Origin of the sequence: Vibrio sp. B7 (assembly GCF_963888765.1) — a bacterium.
Lineage (GTDB): Bacteria > Pseudomonadota > Gammaproteobacteria > Enterobacterales > Vibrionaceae > Vibrio > Vibrio anguillarum.
The window spans coordinates 213,525-231,348 of sequence record NZ_CAWPKR010000011.1 but is presented as its reverse complement, the minus strand read 5'-3'; the positions used below and the strand labels follow the sequence as shown (position 1 = coordinate 231,348).

At 45.4% G+C, this 17,824-nt stretch carries 15 protein-coding genes; 4 read left to right on the top strand and 11 right to left on the bottom strand.

Annotated elements, in window-relative coordinates:
* Positions 1 to 14 precede the first annotated feature (14 nt).
* Positions 15 to 2,321, bottom strand: coding sequence for a YgiQ family radical SAM protein (locus tag AACV32_RS06095; RefSeq protein WP_170894773.1), 2,307 nt, complete (start codon positions 2,319 to 2,321; stop codon positions 15 to 17).
* A 213-nt stretch (positions 2,322 to 2,534) separates the two neighbouring features.
* Positions 2,535 to 4,172: a S1 family peptidase gene (locus tag AACV32_RS06090; RefSeq protein WP_249339476.1), complete on the bottom strand. Its 1,638-nt coding sequence runs from the start codon at positions 4,170 to 4,172 to the stop codon at positions 2,535 to 2,537.
* Between the two features lie 381 nt (positions 4,173 to 4,553).
* Between AACV32_RS06090 and AACV32_RS06085 the strand changes: the two genes are divergently transcribed.
* From AACV32_RS06085 to AACV32_RS06075, 3 genes are all read left to right on the top strand, one after another.
* Positions 4,554 to 7,028, top strand: coding sequence for a sensor domain-containing phosphodiesterase (locus tag AACV32_RS06085; protein ID WP_170894772.1), 2,475 nt, complete (start codon positions 4,554 to 4,556; stop codon positions 7,026 to 7,028).
* Positions 7,029 to 7,098: 70 nt separating this feature from the next.
* Entirely contained in the window at positions 7,099 to 7,779 is a 681-nt protein-coding gene (locus AACV32_RS06080) for a hypothetical protein (RefSeq protein ID WP_170894771.1), read from the top strand.
* 69 nt (positions 7,780 to 7,848) lie between these two features.
* Positions 7,849 to 8,049, top strand: coding sequence for a DUF4250 domain-containing protein (locus AACV32_RS06075; protein ID WP_010316942.1), 201 nt, complete (start codon positions 7,849 to 7,851; stop codon positions 8,047 to 8,049).
* 73 nt (positions 8,050 to 8,122) lie between these two features.
* Here AACV32_RS06075 and metR read toward each other — a convergent pair whose 3' ends face one another.
* Positions 8,123 to 9,034 (bottom strand): HTH-type transcriptional regulator MetR, encoded by a 912-nt coding sequence (metR, locus tag AACV32_RS06070; RefSeq protein WP_170894770.1) that lies wholly within the window; start codon positions 9,032 to 9,034, stop codon positions 8,123 to 8,125.
* Positions 9,035 to 9,345: 311 nt separating this feature from the next.
* Here metR and metE point away from each other — a divergent pair, with 311 nt between their 5' ends.
* Positions 9,346 to 11,640: a 5-methyltetrahydropteroyltriglutamate--homocysteine S-methyltransferase gene (gene metE, locus AACV32_RS06065; RefSeq protein ID WP_170894769.1), complete on the top strand. Its 2,295-nt coding sequence runs from the start codon at positions 9,346 to 9,348 to the stop codon at positions 11,638 to 11,640.
* Positions 11,641 to 11,723: 83 nt separating this feature from the next.
* On the opposite strand, the gene AACV32_RS06060 is transcribed toward metE, so the two are convergent.
* From AACV32_RS06060 to trpB, 8 genes are all read right to left on the bottom strand, one after another.
* The gene (locus AACV32_RS06060) at positions 11,724 to 12,113 is read right to left on the bottom strand and encodes a GspS/AspS pilotin family protein (RefSeq protein ID WP_013857154.1); all 390 of its coding nucleotides are present in this window, start codon (positions 12,111 to 12,113) and stop codon (positions 11,724 to 11,726) included.
* Position 12,114: 1 nt separating this feature from the next.
* Positions 12,115 to 12,411 carry a YciI family protein gene (locus AACV32_RS06055; RefSeq protein ID WP_013857153.1) on the bottom strand — a complete coding sequence of 99 codons (297 nt, stop codon included), beginning with the start codon at positions 12,409 to 12,411 and terminating at the stop codon, positions 12,115 to 12,117.
* A 90-nt stretch (positions 12,412 to 12,501) separates the two neighbouring features.
* Positions 12,502 to 12,903 carry an acyl-CoA thioester hydrolase YciA gene (gene yciA / locus AACV32_RS06050; RefSeq protein ID WP_013857152.1) on the bottom strand — a complete coding sequence of 134 codons (402 nt, stop codon included), beginning with the start codon at positions 12,901 to 12,903 and terminating at the stop codon, positions 12,502 to 12,504.
* A 131-nt stretch (positions 12,904 to 13,034) separates the two neighbouring features.
* Positions 13,035 to 13,601, bottom strand: a complete 567-nt coding sequence (locus AACV32_RS06045) for a septation protein A (RefSeq protein WP_017042013.1) — start codon at positions 13,599 to 13,601, stop codon at positions 13,035 to 13,037.
* Between the two features lie 102 nt (positions 13,602 to 13,703).
* Positions 13,704 to 13,955, bottom strand: coding sequence for a hypothetical protein (locus AACV32_RS06040; protein WP_017044617.1), 252 nt, complete (start codon positions 13,953 to 13,955; stop codon positions 13,704 to 13,706).
* Between the two features lie 228 nt (positions 13,956 to 14,183).
* Complete coding sequence (locus tag AACV32_RS06035; RefSeq protein WP_170894768.1) at positions 14,184 to 15,443, bottom strand: dicarboxylate/amino acid:cation symporter; 1,260 nt, start codon at positions 15,441 to 15,443, stop codon at positions 14,184 to 14,186.
* Positions 15,444 to 15,769: 326 nt separating this feature from the next.
* Positions 15,770 to 16,576, bottom strand: a complete 807-nt coding sequence (gene trpA, locus AACV32_RS06030; RefSeq protein WP_170894767.1) for a tryptophan synthase subunit alpha — start codon at positions 16,574 to 16,576, stop codon at positions 15,770 to 15,772.
* A complete protein-coding gene (trpB, locus tag AACV32_RS06025) occupies positions 16,576 to 17,766 on the bottom strand; it encodes a tryptophan synthase subunit beta (RefSeq protein WP_013857145.1) in 1,191 nt (396 codons plus the stop codon). The genes trpA and trpB overlap by 1 nt, the downstream gene beginning before the upstream one ends.
* Positions 17,767 to 17,824: the final 58 nt, after the last annotated feature.

Below are 17,824 nucleotides of genomic sequence, written 5' to 3'. Positions count from 1 at the left end.
ATATGGCTTTGGAATTATCTCTGTTCTGCGCGTGGCGCTCTTGGCTTAGAGGCTTGAGCAAACGGTTTGCCTTTACTTGTCGGGCGAGAGTGCGCAGGTTTAGATGCGACGCCTTGGTTTTTCTTACCGTTGTCTGTCGCGCTGTTAGCGCGTGGTTTGTTTGGCGATTTGCTTGGTGAAGTAGCGTTCTCTTTACGCGGGTTAAGAGCATCAAAACCCGGCTGAGTTTTGGTGTGTTTGGTCGCAAAACGGTTCGCTCCGTGACGGCCAGATTTACGACGCTGCGCAGGCGTGAGTGCATCGACATCATTCGCAGGCACTAAGCAGTTAGGTTTATCACCAATCAAATGCTTTTTACCCATGTTGATCAAGGCTTCACGGATAATCGGCCAGTTTAATGGGTCATGATAGCGTAACAGCGCTTTGTGCAGCCTGCGTTGACGCTCCCCCTTCGCGACAGTCACTTCTTCACGTTTTTTGTATTTCACACGTTTGAGCGGGTTAGTCTCTGAGTAATACATCGCGGTTGCATTACACATTGGCGATGGATAGAAGTTCTGCACCTGATCACACTCAAAATTGTTTGATTTTAGCCACAGTGCCAAATTGAGCATATCTTCATCTTCCGTACCGGGATGCGCGGAAATAAAGTACGGGATGAGGTACTGTTTCTTACCTGCTTCAGCGCTGTACTTCTCAAACATCTCTTTGAAGCGATTATAGGTGCCCATACCCGGTTTCATCATCAGATCGAGCGGATTCTTCTCGGTATGTTCTGGGGCGATCTTGAGATAGCCTCCTACGTGATGCGTGACCAATTCACGCACATATTCAGGAGATTCAATCGCCAAGTCATAACGCACACCAGAGGCGATCATCACTTTTTTAATGCCTTTGACTTTGCGCGCTTCACGATAGAGATCAATCGTATGTTTGTGGTCGGTATTGAGCTTATGGCAAATTCCGGGGAAAACACACGATGGGCGGCGGCAGTTCATCTCAGCTTTAGGATCACTACAACCTAAACGGTACATGTTCGCCGTTGGCCCACCCAAATCCGAAATGGTTCCAGTAAAGCCGGGAACTTTATCGCGGATCTCTTCCATCTCATTCAAAATCGACTCTTTTGAACGGTTTTGGATAATGCGCCCTTCATGTTCGGTAATCGAGCAGAATGAACAACCACCAAAGCAGCCACGCATGATATTAACCGAGGTTTTGATCATGTCATAAGCAGGAATTTTACTTTTACCATACATAGGGTGAGGCACGCGTGCGTAGCTCAGGCCAAACACGTAATCCATCTCTTCTGTGGTGAGTGGGATCGGGGCTTGGTTGACCCACAACTCACGGTCGCCATGGCGCTGGATCAGCGCCCGGCCAGAGTAGGGGTTGGTTTCTAAATGCAGTACACGGCTTGCATGCGCGTATAAAATCCGGTCATTATTGAGCTTTTCAAAAGCAGGCAAACGAACCGCTGTTGTAGCGGCATCATGGCGAGAAGGACGAATGGTGATTGGCTTTGCTTCGGCTTCTTTTTCTTGATTAGTTTCACACTGCGTTTCCACCGCGTAAGGGTTCACCGGAACAAACGCTTTACCTGGTTTCTCAATGCGTGATGAGTCAATGATGGTGTAATGTTCAGGCTCAGCGGCCAGGTTCACTGCTGTGCCGCGAATATTGGTCATATCAGCGATATTATCGCCATTGGCCAAGCGGTGCGCTACTTCAACCAATGCGCGCTCTGCGTTACCAAACAGCAGTATGTCGGCTTTGGCATCAAACAGCACAGAACGACGCACTTTGTCTGACCAATAATCATAATGGGCAACGCGACGTAAGCTGGCTTCGATACCACCGAGCACCAGTGGCACATCTTTATAAGCCTCACGACAACGCTGTGAATAGACAAGCGTGGCGCGATCTGGACGTTTGCCACCTTCATTATTGGGTGTGTACGCATCATCATGACGTAATTTTTTGTCAGAGGTGTAGCGGTTGATCATCGAATCCATGTTGCCGGCCGTGATGCCAAAAAACAGGTTGGGTTTTCCCAGCGCCATGAAAGCGTCTTTATTTTGCCATTGCGGCTGGGCAATGATCCCAACGCGAAAGCCTTGCGCTTCGAGTAAACGGCCAATGATCGCCATACCAAAACTGGGGTGATCCACATAAGCGTCACCCGTGACGATCACGATGTCACAGCTGTCCCATCCTAGGGCATCCATCTCCTTTTTACTGGTTGGCAGGAAAGGTGCGGTTCCAAAGCACTCTGCCCAGTATTTTTTATATTGATGAATAGGAGTGACGTTGCTGTGCATATTTTGACCTCTGATTAATGAGCCGCGCATTATAACGACTTGCACTGGTAGTATCTAGCGGAACATTGGCTTTGCGTTCTATTTATAAAGAAAATTATTAATAAAGTGAGTGGTAAGTGTGTCGGAGAGATACTAAGTGATATGTGATAAAAAGGATGCACCAATAGTAAAAAGGTCAACCAGTAATAAAACGGGTTGACCTTTAGACGAGAGTTAGTGGCTCAAGTAACGACGTCGAATCAATAAGGCGGCCAGCATTGACAATAAAGTCATTCCACCAGTACTACCGCCGCCTGAACCTCCTGAAAGTGGGGGTAAGGTAAAGGAGTAAGGCTTTTCATATTTCAAATTTTTGATGTAAGCCGCATCACTGCCGGTTGGTGTGCTTGATGTCTTTACGTATTCAAAGCGGATATCGTTGACTTCATCATCCAAATATAGCGTTCTGCTGCCACTACGTTCACCATCTTCGATTATGTAAGTGCTACCGTTCACTTTCACAATTAAGGAATCATAAATAAAAGTAGAGGAGACTTGGAAATCAAAACTTACTTTTCCTTTAGGGACGTTTTCAAGAAACAAAACCGATCTCGCTTTATCGTTCATAATGGCAGAACGTAGCCAACCATCTTCTTCTAGCCAAGGGTTTACATTCACACTAAGACTGCTATTGGGTACGGTAATTAACCCCTCTAGTGATTTTGAAGCAGGTTGTAGAACCGTATTGAGCTTTAGTGACGAGGTGACGCTTCCTAAATTTAGTGGGCTTTTAGTGTCAATCTCTAAGCGCACATCAGCAGGTGTCATTGAATCAATGGTATAAGAAACATCAACATAACATTGGCTACTCGGAGCCAAGCCTTGTGAACAGTTTTCGGCTGTGATATTTGCAGAAGCTGGAGACAGTGTGACGTTGTTTGCGGTAATAATCTCATCAGAGCCGTTTACAAAATGAAAGCGATGGGTGTAAGTGCCGTACTTAATCTCGCTTTGGTATTGAGATTGACGAAAAGAAACACCTGACGTTCTTTGATCCAGCCAATCATTGAAATAGTCGACCTTGCTATAAACGCTAGCAGCACCTGCTAATCCGCAGCCACGTCCCCAACTGATAACACCATATTGAATAAAGTCATCACCCTCTTTAACAAAGATAGGGCCGCCGCTGTCACCTTGACAGGCATCTTGTGGAAAACTGCTCGTACAAAAAGCGTCATTTCCTATACGAGGGTAGTCGCTGCCACCTAAAGCTTTGCATGCTGCTGTATCCATTAACGACACCTCTGCTTTACGCAATAGTGAAGAAGGATTGCTCGATTTATTCAACCATTGGCTGTATTTCGTTGTACCAAAGCCAATAATTTCCAGAATCGAGCCAACGGCTATACTATCAAAATCACCAGTATTAGGTCTTTTGATTGCTTGGATTGGTAATGCACGTTCCAATTCAAGAATAGCGATATCGTTGAATTTTTCGGTATAGCCAGCATGAGTTTCATCATCATAAGCCTCATGATAATAGATTTGCTTGACTTTCACCCGGCGACCAGAATTAGTGCGTAAGTCATACGCTCCAACCGTCACTTCAATATCCTCTGCATTGAGCGGGTTTTTTCCTGCTACGCAGTGAGCGGCGGTAAGTACATACTTATCACCCAAGTAGCTGCCACCACAAAAAGAGCTTTTAAGAGTTGAATAGTGTAAGGCAACCATAAAGGGAAAGCTACCCGCGTCAGCAGGAGTTCCATTGATGATTCTAGTTGATATTCCGGATTCCGTTCCAGAAGCACTGAACTGAAAAGATGTAAACAGAAGCGCTCCTAGCGCGACTGAAAAAAGGGGTTTGTTCATGAGTACCTCGGATTAGTTTTTCCAGCACCTCTTAGGTGTGGGAACGGTACCATATAGAGGCTGATGAATCTCGTCAATCAGTAATAATTATCATATCGACAAGATATATTAATCAGATAAGGCAAGTTAATGTATTTTGTTAGCTTATTTAATGAACAGGTCGGCTAATTTGTGTTCGTAATTTTATTTCGATGATGACAATTCTAGGCTACTCCTTTTGAGGTGTATTGATGTTCGGCGTTTTTTATATGGCTTGTCTGGCCTAAAATAATAAATAAGCAACTGAATTTACATCATTAGTGCTAACTCACGGCTTGTGATTAAGTTTTGCTCTATGCTGTGGCCATTAATGGTAAATCATTTGAATGAGTTGGAGTCTATATGGCACAGGTGAAGTCTCAAGAGCTACGAGAAAAGGCAGACCTTCGAGAACCGCCAGTGGCTCGATATGATGCGATTGATTGGTCGTTTAACCTAACGACTTCCGAATTTATTTGTGATCTGAAAGCGGCGAATGCGTTACTTCATTCCCGTGTTTCGATAGCCAATATTCAAGAATTATTGCGTTATATGACGCCGAGCAAAGCTGCAGAGATGAAGCGCTGCTTCAAGTATGTGATTGAAAGTGGCAAAAGCCATGCCTTAAATTGCAACCTTGTTATTTCGGATCAGGCGTTAACTTATGTGGAGATTTTTATCGAGCGTACTTCTCTCACGCAGTTGCAAGGTACGATTCGACCGCTGCTCAAACTGGAATCATTGCAAGAGGTGGCCAAGCTTTTTGAAGGAGTGTTTGATAATACACATCATGGTTTGATCCTAACCGACGATCAAACGCAGGTTTTGGCTTGTAACCACTATTTTGAGCAGCATTCAGGTTTCAAACAAAACGAGCTACTTGGGTTAAAAGCCAACGTATTTAATGCAGGCAAGCATTCCAAAGAGTTTTACCAATCGATGTGGCATGACATCAACACCAAAGATCATTGGAGCGGTGTCATTCTCAATCGTCGGGCATCTGGGCTGGTTGCACCACAAGAATTAACTATTCAAAAAATAGTACTGCAAGATGGCCGAGTGTTCTTTGTAGGGATGACGCTTGATTTAGCCGATAATCTTCACCGCGTAGCCGATACGGCACTTGGGGATATCGATCTTTTGACGCAACTGCCTACCGAACAAAAGTTTAAAGCCTTGCTCGAAACATATTGCATGGAGTACCCCAAAGGCCAAACACAAATTGTTTTGGCTTTTCAACCTGCGTTTGAATCAGATCGACACCATGTAGAAACTTTAATGCTTTCCAGTTTTTTGGCGCGCTGTAAAGAAGCTAAGTTGGTGGGCTATGTGGGAAAAGATATTTATTTAGTGAGTTTGAGCTGTTTAGAGTGCCAAAAAAACACAGATTTTCGTCTCATCCAGCATGCGATCCGCCGCTTTATGAAAGAGTTAAAGAACGAATCCAGCTCACATACCGCGATTATTAATGGCCGAATTGGTGTGTCTGTTTTAGGGTTCGATGCAAAAACGCCAGCTCGAATGGTGACGCATGCGATGCAAGCAATGCTTGAACAACATGCAGGGGAAGCGCGTAACATCAGTTTCTATCACAGTGAAATACATCAACAAGTGAAACGTAGAAAAAACTTGGAAGACAGAGTCGCTAAAGCGATTGCGCAGAAAGACTTGGAGATACACTACCAACCGATTGTCGATACTAAAACATGGAACATTGCGAAATTCGAAGCGTTATGCCGTTTTAAGCCTGTGCCCGATTTACCTTTTACCACGCAAGAAATGATTGGTATCGCGGAAGATCTGGATTTGATTGCCGAGCTTGATCGTTGTGTCAGTATCTTGTCTTTGCAAGATTTACCAAAGATAAAAACCTTGTTTGGCCAAGGTGTTGGGGTAACAATCAACCGCTCTTTCAATACCAAAATGGATGCGACGCAGATTTTAACCAATACCATGGAGATCATTGATCGCTACACGGATACGCCTCAATCAGTCACCATTGAGCTAACCGAAAGCGCCTATTTTGATAGTCAATCTCATCAGGTTGATGCCCTCAATGCTCTTCGATCGCGTGGCGTAACGGTTGCGATTGATGATTTTGGTACGGGTTATTCCTCTTTTACCTACCTCAGTGATTGCAATTTTGATTATTTAAAAATAGATCGCGAGTTTGTCACAGACATTCAGGTCAACAGCAATAAGTACAGCATTGTTAAAATGATCACTGAGCTGTCGCACACACTCGGCGTGAAAGTGGTTGCTGAAGGGGTGGAAACAGAGCATGAGGTTTGGGTGCTTAAATCATTGGGTATTGACTACATACAAGGCTATATTTTTTCAAAACCACTACCGCTTAAGGAACTGGTTCGGGCCAAGGAGTATCGTAACCGTTTTGCGTATTCAGGCGCTAAAGTGGAACAAGAGCGAAAGCCCAACTGTTTGCTCAATCTGTTCAAAGAGGGGAAACCACATTTGGATCCCAGTGAGCCAATCTCTCTTGCTTATCAGTATATTAAAGCGACTAAAGTTGATGTGCTGCCAGTCGTCAATCAAGGAGAGTGTGTTGGCATCGTCGATGTGGCCTCACTCAATTTATATCTGACGCCGAACATGGGGACCGATCTTGAAACCACGCGTGAAGCGGCCGTATGGCGTAAGCCCGTGAATCAGATCATGAAATTTCATTTCACTCAGCTTGACGCGTACACCGAGCTGAATCAAGTGGTGAATTTGATCGAAAAAGGGCATGCGTTTCCATGGGTACTGGTCGATAACACTCGTTACAAAGGCTTATTGACTCAAGCGGACGTGCTGAGGTATTTGGCCGAAAGTCAGTAACCTTCTCTGGGCATCCGCGCTTACTCTTTGCTATTATCGCGCCCAGATGTTTCCAGATGATGTTTAGATTATGATTCAAACCTTACTTTCTGTTTTTTCACCCATGCTGCTCGGTGCGCAAATCTTACTGACGTTAGTGCTGGTCAAAGGGGATATTTGTCCTGGACAACGTGGCCGTATTCATCGCGTCTTGCCAGCCATTGGTGTGCTTTGGTTGGCAGTGGCTTCACTAAAAATTGAAGCCTTTTTGGTCGTCTTTTCCATCTTCTATTTCTATTCACAAGTTCAAACCAAGAAAACTCGAGATGAAGGCCCGTTATGGGCACTGTATTTGGCGAATGGCCTTGCCTTGGCTTATGTCGCGATTCAGATATCAGAGCAGGGTCATTGGTCAGCTTCTATCGCCATGTTGCTGTTGGTTGGTTTGTTGGGCGCGAGTTTCTCGCACCTTCTACTAACGATAGCGCGCTCGCGTTTACAAGCTTTCCATCGAGTTCTACCCGTTGTGGGCATTCTCTGCTCGATGGGGATCGCTTTATGCGTTGTGCCGCACGCGTACGGGTTAGATGACGAAACGTTGGCTCAAGCAACATTGCCGTTACTAACGACATTCGGTTTCATGATTGCAGGTATTATCGTGTGGTGCTGGTATATCTTGTTTGCCAAAAGCGCTGAGAAAATTCAATTAACGGCAGCCTTGTTATTGATGCTGGCAGCCAGTATTTGTTTTCAAGGTTTGTTTAATCTCTAGACCTGGGTCACTCTTTAGTGCGAATTTTACCGCTAGTCTTTAGTGGTCTCTTTGCTATAGGAGTGAGCCATGGATTTGAGTAACGTCAGCCGTTTTGATAGCAATATATTACTTGGCATCGTCAATGAGAAGCTACGCTTAGAGTGTGACAGCTTCGAAGAGCTTGCCAGTATGTATGAAATGGATAGAGAAAATGTAGTCGGTAAGCTGGATGTTTTAGGTTACCAATACGACCCACTGACCAACCAATTTAAAGCGAACCAACGCTAGTGCTAAGCAGCGTGCAGTGACAGTTAACCAACCACACTGTCATTCAAATAGCCATGTCGACACGACGAATAGTTTAAGCCATCTTGATCCCGTCAAGGTGGCTTTTGCATTGTTGGCGCGCGGTGGCAAAAAAAGCTTGTAAATAGTGGCGATCTTTTTCTCTGTGGCGTGTTGCGGCAAATAGTCGACGCCATAAACCTTTCCCTAGTGGCTTGCTGGTAATAAGCCCCTGCCTAGAGAACTCGCTGATGGCCCAATTTGGCAGTGCTGCCACACCTAATCCAGCAGAGACCATTTGTACTAGCATCAAAGTGTTGTCGGCTTGTTTCCACTTCGCGGGTTCAACACTAGCAGGTTGTAGAAAGTGTTTCACCACATCCAAACGCTGCTTTTGTACGGGGTAAGTGAGCATCGTTTGTGAGGCGAGATCCTCTGGTTCAATCATCGATTTTCCCGCAAGTGGGTGAGTTGTAGAGGTGATAAGGCGCATTTCAAAATCAAAGAGTGGTTCGTAATGTACCTCTGAGCGAGGCAAAATATCGGAAGTGATGACCAAATCAAGTTCGCCGGCCAGCAATGCGGGTAAAGGTTCAAAGCCAAAGCCGGACGAAAAATCTAACGTCACACTTGGCCAAGCAAGCTGGTATTCGCGCAGCGCTGGCATCAACCATTGAAAGCAAGAGTGACATTCAATCGCCATGTGTAAGCGCCCATTGACGTCTTCTTTCAAACTGGCTAAATCATTTTCAGCTCTGGCCAGCTTTGGCAGGATCTCGTCAGCCAGTTTCAGTAGGATCTCTCCTTCTGAGGTAAATTTCACTGGGCGAGTTTTACGTAGAAACAGTGGCCCGCCAATGCGTGTTTCGAGATCTTTAATCTGATGTGAAAGGGCCGATTGCGTCAAATGGAGCGCGGTAGCTGTTGAGGTGAGTGAGCCGCTGTCCCTTAAAGAAACTAAAGTCTTCAGATGCTTAAGTTCAATCATTGCTATTATTTTCCTTCATTCCTTTGAGAGAACGGTGGTTGATACCAGTATCGTGGGTCGCATCAACACGGTGACCATTCTGCTGTTCTGAGCTAAGTTACGCTTTTAATATGGAGCTGTAAACATCTAGACGTCTATTTATCTTGATGTCAATTAAAGCTCTCTGCAATCAACATGAATTTTTTTAATAAACAAGTTGAATAATTGCACCTTGTCTGTGGGTCAGTTTAGATGGATAGTCTAGCCATCCAGACATCTTTATCTCATGCGATAAAGAATCAGACACGATCAACAGCAAAAGGACTAGGGACATGGCAACGACGACTCACATCTTAGGTTATCCACGCATTGGTGAAAAACGCGAACTGAAATTTGCGTTAGAAAAATATTGGCGTGGCGAAAGCGATCAAGCGCAGTTACTGCAAGTAGGGCATGACATTCGTCAGAAAAACTGGGCTGAGCAGCAACAAGCGGGTCTGAGTTTTTCAACCGTAGGCGATTTCGCTTGGTATGATCACGTACTCACAACCACATTGCTCCTTGGACACGTTCCTAAACGTCATAAAAACGGCTTTCCTGATTTAGATACACTCTTTCGCGTTGGACGTGGTCAATCACAAGCGGGTTGCGGCTGTAGGGGAAGTGCAGCATCTGATATGACTAAATGGTTTAATACCAATTATCACTACCTTGTGCCGGAGTTCAGCCAAGACGATACGTTCGAAGTCAGCTGGCCTCAACTGTTTGAGGAAGTCAATGAAGCGTCGAAAGCAGGCCACCAAGTTAAGCCTGTACTGCTTGGCCCGCTGAGCTACCTCTACTTGGGTAAAGAGGTCGAAGAGGGATTTGATCGCCTGACCTTACTGCCTCGTTTATTGACCGCTTATCAAGCAATTTTAGCTAAGCTTGCTAAACAAGGAGTGGAATGGGTACAAATCGATGAACCTATTTTAGCGTTAGAGCTAGAAACAAAGTGGCAAGATGCATTTAAGTTGGCTTATCAAGTGATCGCTGGTGATGTAAAACTGTTACTGACTACTTATTTTGATTCGGTGCTTGATACGCTCGATAAAATCATTGAGCTACCAGTAAATGGATTGCACATCGATCTCTCCGCTTCTGCCGATCAATTGAACGCGGTACTAGAGAAATTGCCAAAAAATTGGGTACTTTCGGCAGGTGTGGTCAATGGTCGCAATGTGTGGCGCGCCGATCTTGCGACGTTATTGGCTCGTTTACAGCCAGTGAAGCAGCAACTGGGGGATCGTCTGTGGATTGCGAGCTCGTGTTCACTCTTACATAGCCCGGTCGATTTAGATCTTGAGCAGCAGCTCAGTGATGAAGTACAAAGCTGGTTTGCATTTGCCAAGCAAAAAGTGACAGAAGTTGCTTTACTTGGTAAGGCACTGGACGGTGATGACGCGGCGATTCTGGCCTGTGAAACTTATAGCCAACCGATACTTGCACGTAAAACGGCAACTCACGTTAATAAACCGCATGTACAGGCGAGAGTCAACAGCATAACGGCGGCACTCTCTGAGCGCAGTGCACCTTATTCAGAGCGCGCTCATCACCAAGCTGAATTGTTAGGGTTGCCATTTTTGCCAACGACAACCATAGGCTCATTCCCTCAAACGAGTGAGATCCGCCATCAGCGCAGTGCTTACCGTCAAGGTAAACTAGCACACGCTGATTATATCAATGCATTGAAAGGGCACATTGCCGATGCAGTAAAACGTCAAGAGGCACTTGATCTCGATGTGTTAGTGCACGGTGAAGCTGAGCGTAACGACATGGTGGAGTACTTTGCCGAAAACTTAGCTGGTTTCCAGACTACGCAATTTGGCTGGGTGCAAAGCTACGGCTCGCGCTGCGTAAAACCGGCTATCGTGGTGGCCGATATAGAACGTGAAAAACCGATTACGGTGGAGTGGTCTACTTATGCTCAATCATTGACTGCGAAGCAAATGAAAGGAATGTTGACTGGGCCTGTAACGATTTTATGCTGGACGTTTCCTCGTGAAGATATTTCTCGTCAAACCATCACACAGCAGTTGGCTTTTGCTTTGCGTGATGAAGTGGCAGACCTGCAGCAAGCGGGCATTAACATCATCCAAATTGATGAACCTGCGATTCGTGAAGGGTTGCCATTGAAGAAGCGTGACCATCAAGCATATCTGGCGTGGGCGGTTGAGGCATTTAAAATTGCGGCGGCGAGTGCGAAACCCGAAACGCAGATCCACACTCACATGTGTTACAGCGAATTTAATGAAATCATTGACTCAGTAGCGGCACTGGATGCCGATGTGATTACGATTGAAACTTCTCGCTCGAATATGGAACTGCTCAAAGCGTTTGAAGAGTTTAACTACCCGAATGAAATTGGCCCAGGTGTGTACGATATTCACTCGCCAAACATTCCCTCTCAAGAGTGGATTGAAGGTTTGTTGCGTAAAGCGGCGGAAAAAATTCCAGCAGAGAGATTATGGGTTAACCCTGATTGTGGTTTAAAAACGCGCAATTGGAATGAAGTGGAGGCAGCACTGACCAACTTAGTGTCAGCAGCTAAAGCGCTGCGCAAAGAGCTTAAACCCCAGCAAAGTTAAGCCACATTAATCTTGACAGAGGCCTCAAATGAAGCCTCTGTTTTTTACGAATAAAGTGGTGGTCATCACTAATAAGGGGAGGACTATTGTGCCGAACAAGTTGCTTTACTAATGAATTGGTCTACAACAAGTTGGCCCCGCGTATTGCGCATTTTAATTCGATAAGTTAAGCCGAGGTCGAGGTTAGCGCGTGTGGTTGAATCCGAGCAGTAGGTATTGATGCTGGTTTTCAACACTTGATCAATCGGCTTTGCTCCTTTTTGATCCTCATTGTAAATCATCATAATTTCCACCGTACTGCCTTTAGCACTGGCACGCATCACGGACAAAGGGCCAAACTCTAAGGGTAACTCAGCGCTAATCACATTCGCGCGATTACTGGCTACGGCTTCCAAATATTTTTGCTGATCACCATTCGAGCTACAACCCACCAGTACCAGCGTTGTAAACAGAGCACAGAGAATGACTTTCATCTTAAAATACTTTCTTGAAGGGTTTAACGATAACATGTTGATACACACCGGCAGCAACATAAGGATCGGCATCCGCCCATGCTTGAGCTTGTCTTAAAGAATCAAACTCAGCGATGACTGTTGACCCCGTAAACCCAGCTTCTGCTGGATTCTCCGAATCAATTGCTGGCATTGGCCCTGCGGTTAATAGACGACCTTCATCTTGCAAGGTTTGTAAGCGCTCTAAATGTTGTGGCCGGACACTCATGCGTTTTTCCAACGAGTTTTCTACGTCTTGAGAGAAAATAACGTACCACATATTGATATCCTTATTGTTTGATAATGAAGTCGAGGCCTTACTGTACTGAAACTGGCGCGTATTGAAAGCAACCAAACTGAATTTCTGTGATCAGTTGCTAGGCTTAATCGGTCGAGGGCGGCCATCAGTATCAATGGCGACATAATTGAAGGTTGCTTCACATACTTGGAAACGATCTCCCACGCTGTCGTATTTGATGGGTTTTACCCATACTTCAAGATTGACTGACATTGAAGTGCGGCCAATTTTGGTGCATTCACCATAACAACACACCACATCACCTACCTTGACGGGTTTTTTAAACGTAATGCTAGAAACAGACACAGTGACAACGCGGCCAAATGAGATCTCTTTGGCTAAAATTGCGCCAGCCAAGTCGAGTTGAGACATGATCCAACCGCCGAAAATGTCACCGTTGGCGTTAGTATCTGCTGGCATGGCTAAGGTGCGTAGCAATAATTGGCCTCTTGGGGCGCTATTTTCCTGATTCATTTTTCGACATCCACAACAACAAAACAGCGACCAAAGTGGTCGCTGAAAAATAGGGACGGATTATACCAAAGACAGCCTGTTTTGCACTCAAAGAGTCCTCTGAATGAATCCTAGCGAGAAGGTTAGTGTAATCAGTGCTCGTGCGAGGAGGGTTTGCTCTCGGAAACTTGCTTCTCTTTTGGCAGGTGTTTGTAGATAAAAACGCCCGTTAATAAGGTATAAACAAAAGTTGCGGCTAATAAGCCAAATACTTTGAAGTTGACCCAAACATCCAATGGCAGTTGATATGCAATGTAGATGTTTAGTACAGCGCAAACGCTGAAAAAGAAAACCCACGCCCAGTTGATTTTTGCCCATACGTGTTCAGGTAAGGTTAGCTCTTTGCCAAGCATTCCTTTAATGGCTGATTTGCCCATGATGTGGCTGATGGTCAAGCCCAAGGCAAAAACAACGTAAACAATGGTGACTTTCCATTTAATGAAATTGTCATCGTGAAAGAAAATCGTCATACCACCGAAGATAGTCACCATCAAAAACGTGATGATCTGCATTTTTTCAACTTTCTTATACAGTGCGTAGGTCAGGGCAATCTGTACCGCACTGGCCACGATAAGTGCCCCTGTGGCGACATAGATGTCGTACATCTTGAAAAGGGCAAAAAAGATGATAAGTGGTATAAAATCAATAAGTTGCTTCATTCGTATTTATGCTTCCGATTTAAACGTTGCGCACAGTCTAACCAAAACCGTGTCAGAGCTAAATAGAAAGAGACAATTCGAAACAAATTAACTAGAAATGGATCAGCGTTCCCAGCCGCTGGTTTCAAGTTGTGGTATTGCTCGTTTCATATCTTCTAAATAGCCTTCACTTTTTAAATTGGCGACGGCTATCTGCAATTCTTCATCTGTCATTGAAAAACAGGAATCTTTGCCAGTAATTAAGCCTAGATATTGGTGGTATTCAAATTCACTGAAATGGCCAATCCGATCGATAACCAATTCTCGGATCCCGTGGTGAATCAAACCATAATAAGTATCACGATGAATATCCATTACTCATACTCCAAGTCGATTCGTGCTAACGCCAAAAGTTTGCCGCTGCTATGTGGCACGAAAGAGGTGTCGTTTATTATAGCAATCGCAATGCCAACTTTATCGTCAGTCATAGGGCGCTTTAATGATTAACTTTAGTATGAGAACTGTTTTTTTTGCAAATTGCGATGCAAAAAGAAAGCCGCATAGGATGCGGCTTGTATTGGATCAATGATGCTCTGTGATGAGTTAGGCTTTTTGCTGCTCCAATGAGGCCTCAGTGGCTTCTTCTTCAATCAAAGCATCAACAATAACGGCACACGCGGCATCCCCTGTGATGTTGAGCGCGGTACGGATCATGTCGAAGATACGGTCTAGGGCGAACAGTAGTGGCAAACCTTCAATTGGAATTCCAGCCGCTAGCAAAACGGCTACTACAAGGAAAGAAGGACCAGGAACACCTGCCTGACCGACGGCGCCCAGTGTCGCTGTTACGATGATGGCAATGTAAGCGCCCATCGAGAGATCAATATTGAATAGCTGGGCGAAGAAAATCGCAACTAAACCGTAATAGATGGCGTTGCCAGACATGTTGATGGTGGCACCTAATGGCAGAACAAAGGCGGCAGTTGAGTTGCGTACGCCAAGGTCGTGTTCTACGGTATCCATAGTGACAGGGAGTGTCGCCATTGATGACGCGGTTGAAAGGGCTACGGCTTGAGGCTTTTTCATCGCAAGGATAAATTTCTTAGCCGACGTCTTGGTTAAGAGCTGAATCATCAGCGGGTAAGCAATAAAGCCGAAAATTAAAATGGCCGCGACATAAACGACAAACAGCTTAAATACCACCATCAGTGCACCAAAACCAAACGTGCCGACGGCTTCAGCCATCAAACCGAATACACCGATAGGCGCGATGATCATCACTTTGTTGATCATCCACACCATGGCATCAACAATGGTGTTTACGCCATTGATGATCGGGTCACGTTTTTCTTTGCTCTGTTTAGAAATGGCAATGCCAAAGAACAAACAAAAAACAAGGATTTGTAGAATGTTGGCATTATTCAGTGACTGGAAAACGTTGGTTGGGATCATACCCGTAATGGTTGCCCAAAAAGTAGGTAGTTCACCTTTTGCTGCGTATTCGGCAGAAAACATACCTTCAACGCCCGAAATATCGACGCCGATACCCGGTTGGAAGACTTCGCCCATTACCAGTGCCAGCGTTACGGCGAGTGCGGAAGTGACCGCAAAAAAGCTGAGTGTGACAAAACCGACTTTACCCGCCGCGTGGCTATTACCAAGGCCCGCAGCACCGGAAATAAGCGCAACGGCCACCAGTGGGATCACCAGCATCTTAATTAGGTTGATAAAAATGACACCCAGTGGCGAAAAGACGGCCGCATCGTGTCCCATCATGGCACCAACGGCAGTACCAATGATCATTGCAATGACGACTTGCACGCCAATGTTGCTTAACAAACTCTTTTTGTTTAACACTTCCATAACCTCTGTGCTAATTAATTGTAAATTCCTAGTGTTACCCACTACATAAATATCAATCGGTGGATAAATGTTTCGACTAGCTTTTTACACGGATATTTTACATTTAGCAATATGGTAACAAGGTAAATTGACAAGATTATTGATAGTTCATTGACATGAAACGTGGTTTTTTCAAAAAGAAAACGTTTGCTATTTGTTTTGTCAATTCAATGAGTGGTTGATTTGTGTTTTGTGAATGAATTTGGCGAGGCGTAAATGTTAAAAAAAAGATCGATTTCTTGGTTTGATTCAGAAATCGATCGGGTTGGTTTTTGCTGCAAACCAATTTATTTCAACGTTGCTGCTTTCATGCTGGAAACGAAATGGCTGAGAGTCGTTAACATTTCATCTGGCTGATTAAGTCGTTGTTCAATAATTTTCACCACTGCGGATCCCGATATTGCGCCAGCGGCACCAGCGGTGATGGCCTGTTTGACTTGCTCAGGTTCTGATATCCCAAACCCAAGCAATGCGGGTGGGGCATCAAATTGGTTCAGTCTTTCCAACAAGGCATGTACTGGCATGTTGGCTTTTGTTTCTGCTCCTGTCACACCGGATCGAGACAGTAGATAAGTATAGCCACGGCCAAGTTTGGCGACCGCGGCCAGGGTCTCATCACTGGCGGTGGGTGGTGCGATGAAAATGGGTTGAATCCCGTATTTGTCTGCCGCCGCGACAAATTCACGGCTTTCATTAGTCGGAACATCGGCGATCAATACTGAATCCACACCTGCATTTTTACAGCGTTGGTAGAAGTTCTCGATGCCGCGTGAATAAACGAGGTTGGCATACATGAGTAGTCCGATAGGCAGGTCGGGATATTGCGCGCGAATTTTGGTGATCAACTCAAAGCAGATATCTGGAGTCGTCCCTGCATCCAGTGCACGAATATTCGCCCCTTGGATGGTTGGGCCATCAGCGAGCGGATCAGAGAAAGGGATACCGAGTTCTAATGCATCTGCTCCTGCGTCCACTAGCGTTTGCATGATGCGCAGTGATTGCTCTGGATCTGGGTCCCCGATGGTCACAAATGGAACAAACGCACCTTGATTGTTGTCAGCTAAACGCTGAAATAGGGTTTGATAGCGATCCATTACAGCGCTCCTTTCTCTTCTAATAGTTTATGGACGGTGAAAATATCTTTATCGCCGCGACCGGATAGATTCACGACCAATAACTGCTCTTTTTCTGGCTCGGCATACGCCATCTTCACGGCGTAAGCAACCGCATGTGATGATTCCAGCGCGGGAATAATACCTTCGTTACGTGCGATCGATTGGAAAGCATCGAGTGCTTCGTCATCGGTAATGCTTTCGTACTCAGCGCGGCCTGTCGCATAAAGATGAGCGTGCTGAGGGCCAACAGAAGGGAAGTCAAGCCCAGCGGACACCGAGTAAGACTCTTCTACTTGCCCGTTTTCATCTTGCATCAAAGGTGATTTCATGCCGAAGAAAATACCTGTCTTGCCGTGCTTCAATGGCGCGCCATGCTGGTGGGTATGAATGCCTTTTCCTGCTGGCTCAATGCCAATCAAACGGACATTCTTTTCTTCAATAAAGTCAGCAAACATGCCAATCGCGTTCGAACCGCCGCCGACACAAGCAAGCACCGCATCTGGTAAACGACCTTCGCGAGCCAAAATTTGCAGTTTCGTTTCTTCGCCAATCATGCGTTGAAATTCACGGACTATGGTTGGAAATGGGTGAGGACCCGCTGCTGTACCTAATAAATAGTGGGTGGTTTCATAGGTGGCAGACCAGTCACGTAGCGCTTCATTGCACGCATCTTTAAGTGTTGCTGATCCTGAATGAACGGGGATCACTTCTGCCCCCATTAGCTTCATACGAAACACGTTGGGGCTTTGGCGTTCAACATCTTTTGCACCCATATAAACGCGACATTTTAGCCCCAGTAGTGCGCAGGCCAACGCTGTTGCAACACCATGTTGCCCTGCGCCTGTTTCGGCAATAATTTCATGTTTACCCATACGCTTAGCAAGCAGTGCCTGACCAAGTACTTGGTTGGTTTTGTGTGCGCCACCGTGCAATAAGTCTTCACGTTTTAAATACAATTTGGTTTTTGTGCCTTTCGTGAGGTTTCGCGTCAAAGTTAGCGCCGTTGGCCGACCTGCATACTCTTGTAGTAACGTCATGAATTCAGCACGAAATTCAGGATCTTCCTGCGCATCAATAAAAGCTTGTTCCAATTGGTCAAGCGCTGGTACTAAAATTTGTGGAACGTATTGACCACCGTATTCGCCAAAATAGGCATCGAGTTTTGCCATGATTCGTATCCTTAGTCTCTGTGTTACTGCTGAGTGATTCAGCGGTAATGAATCTGTT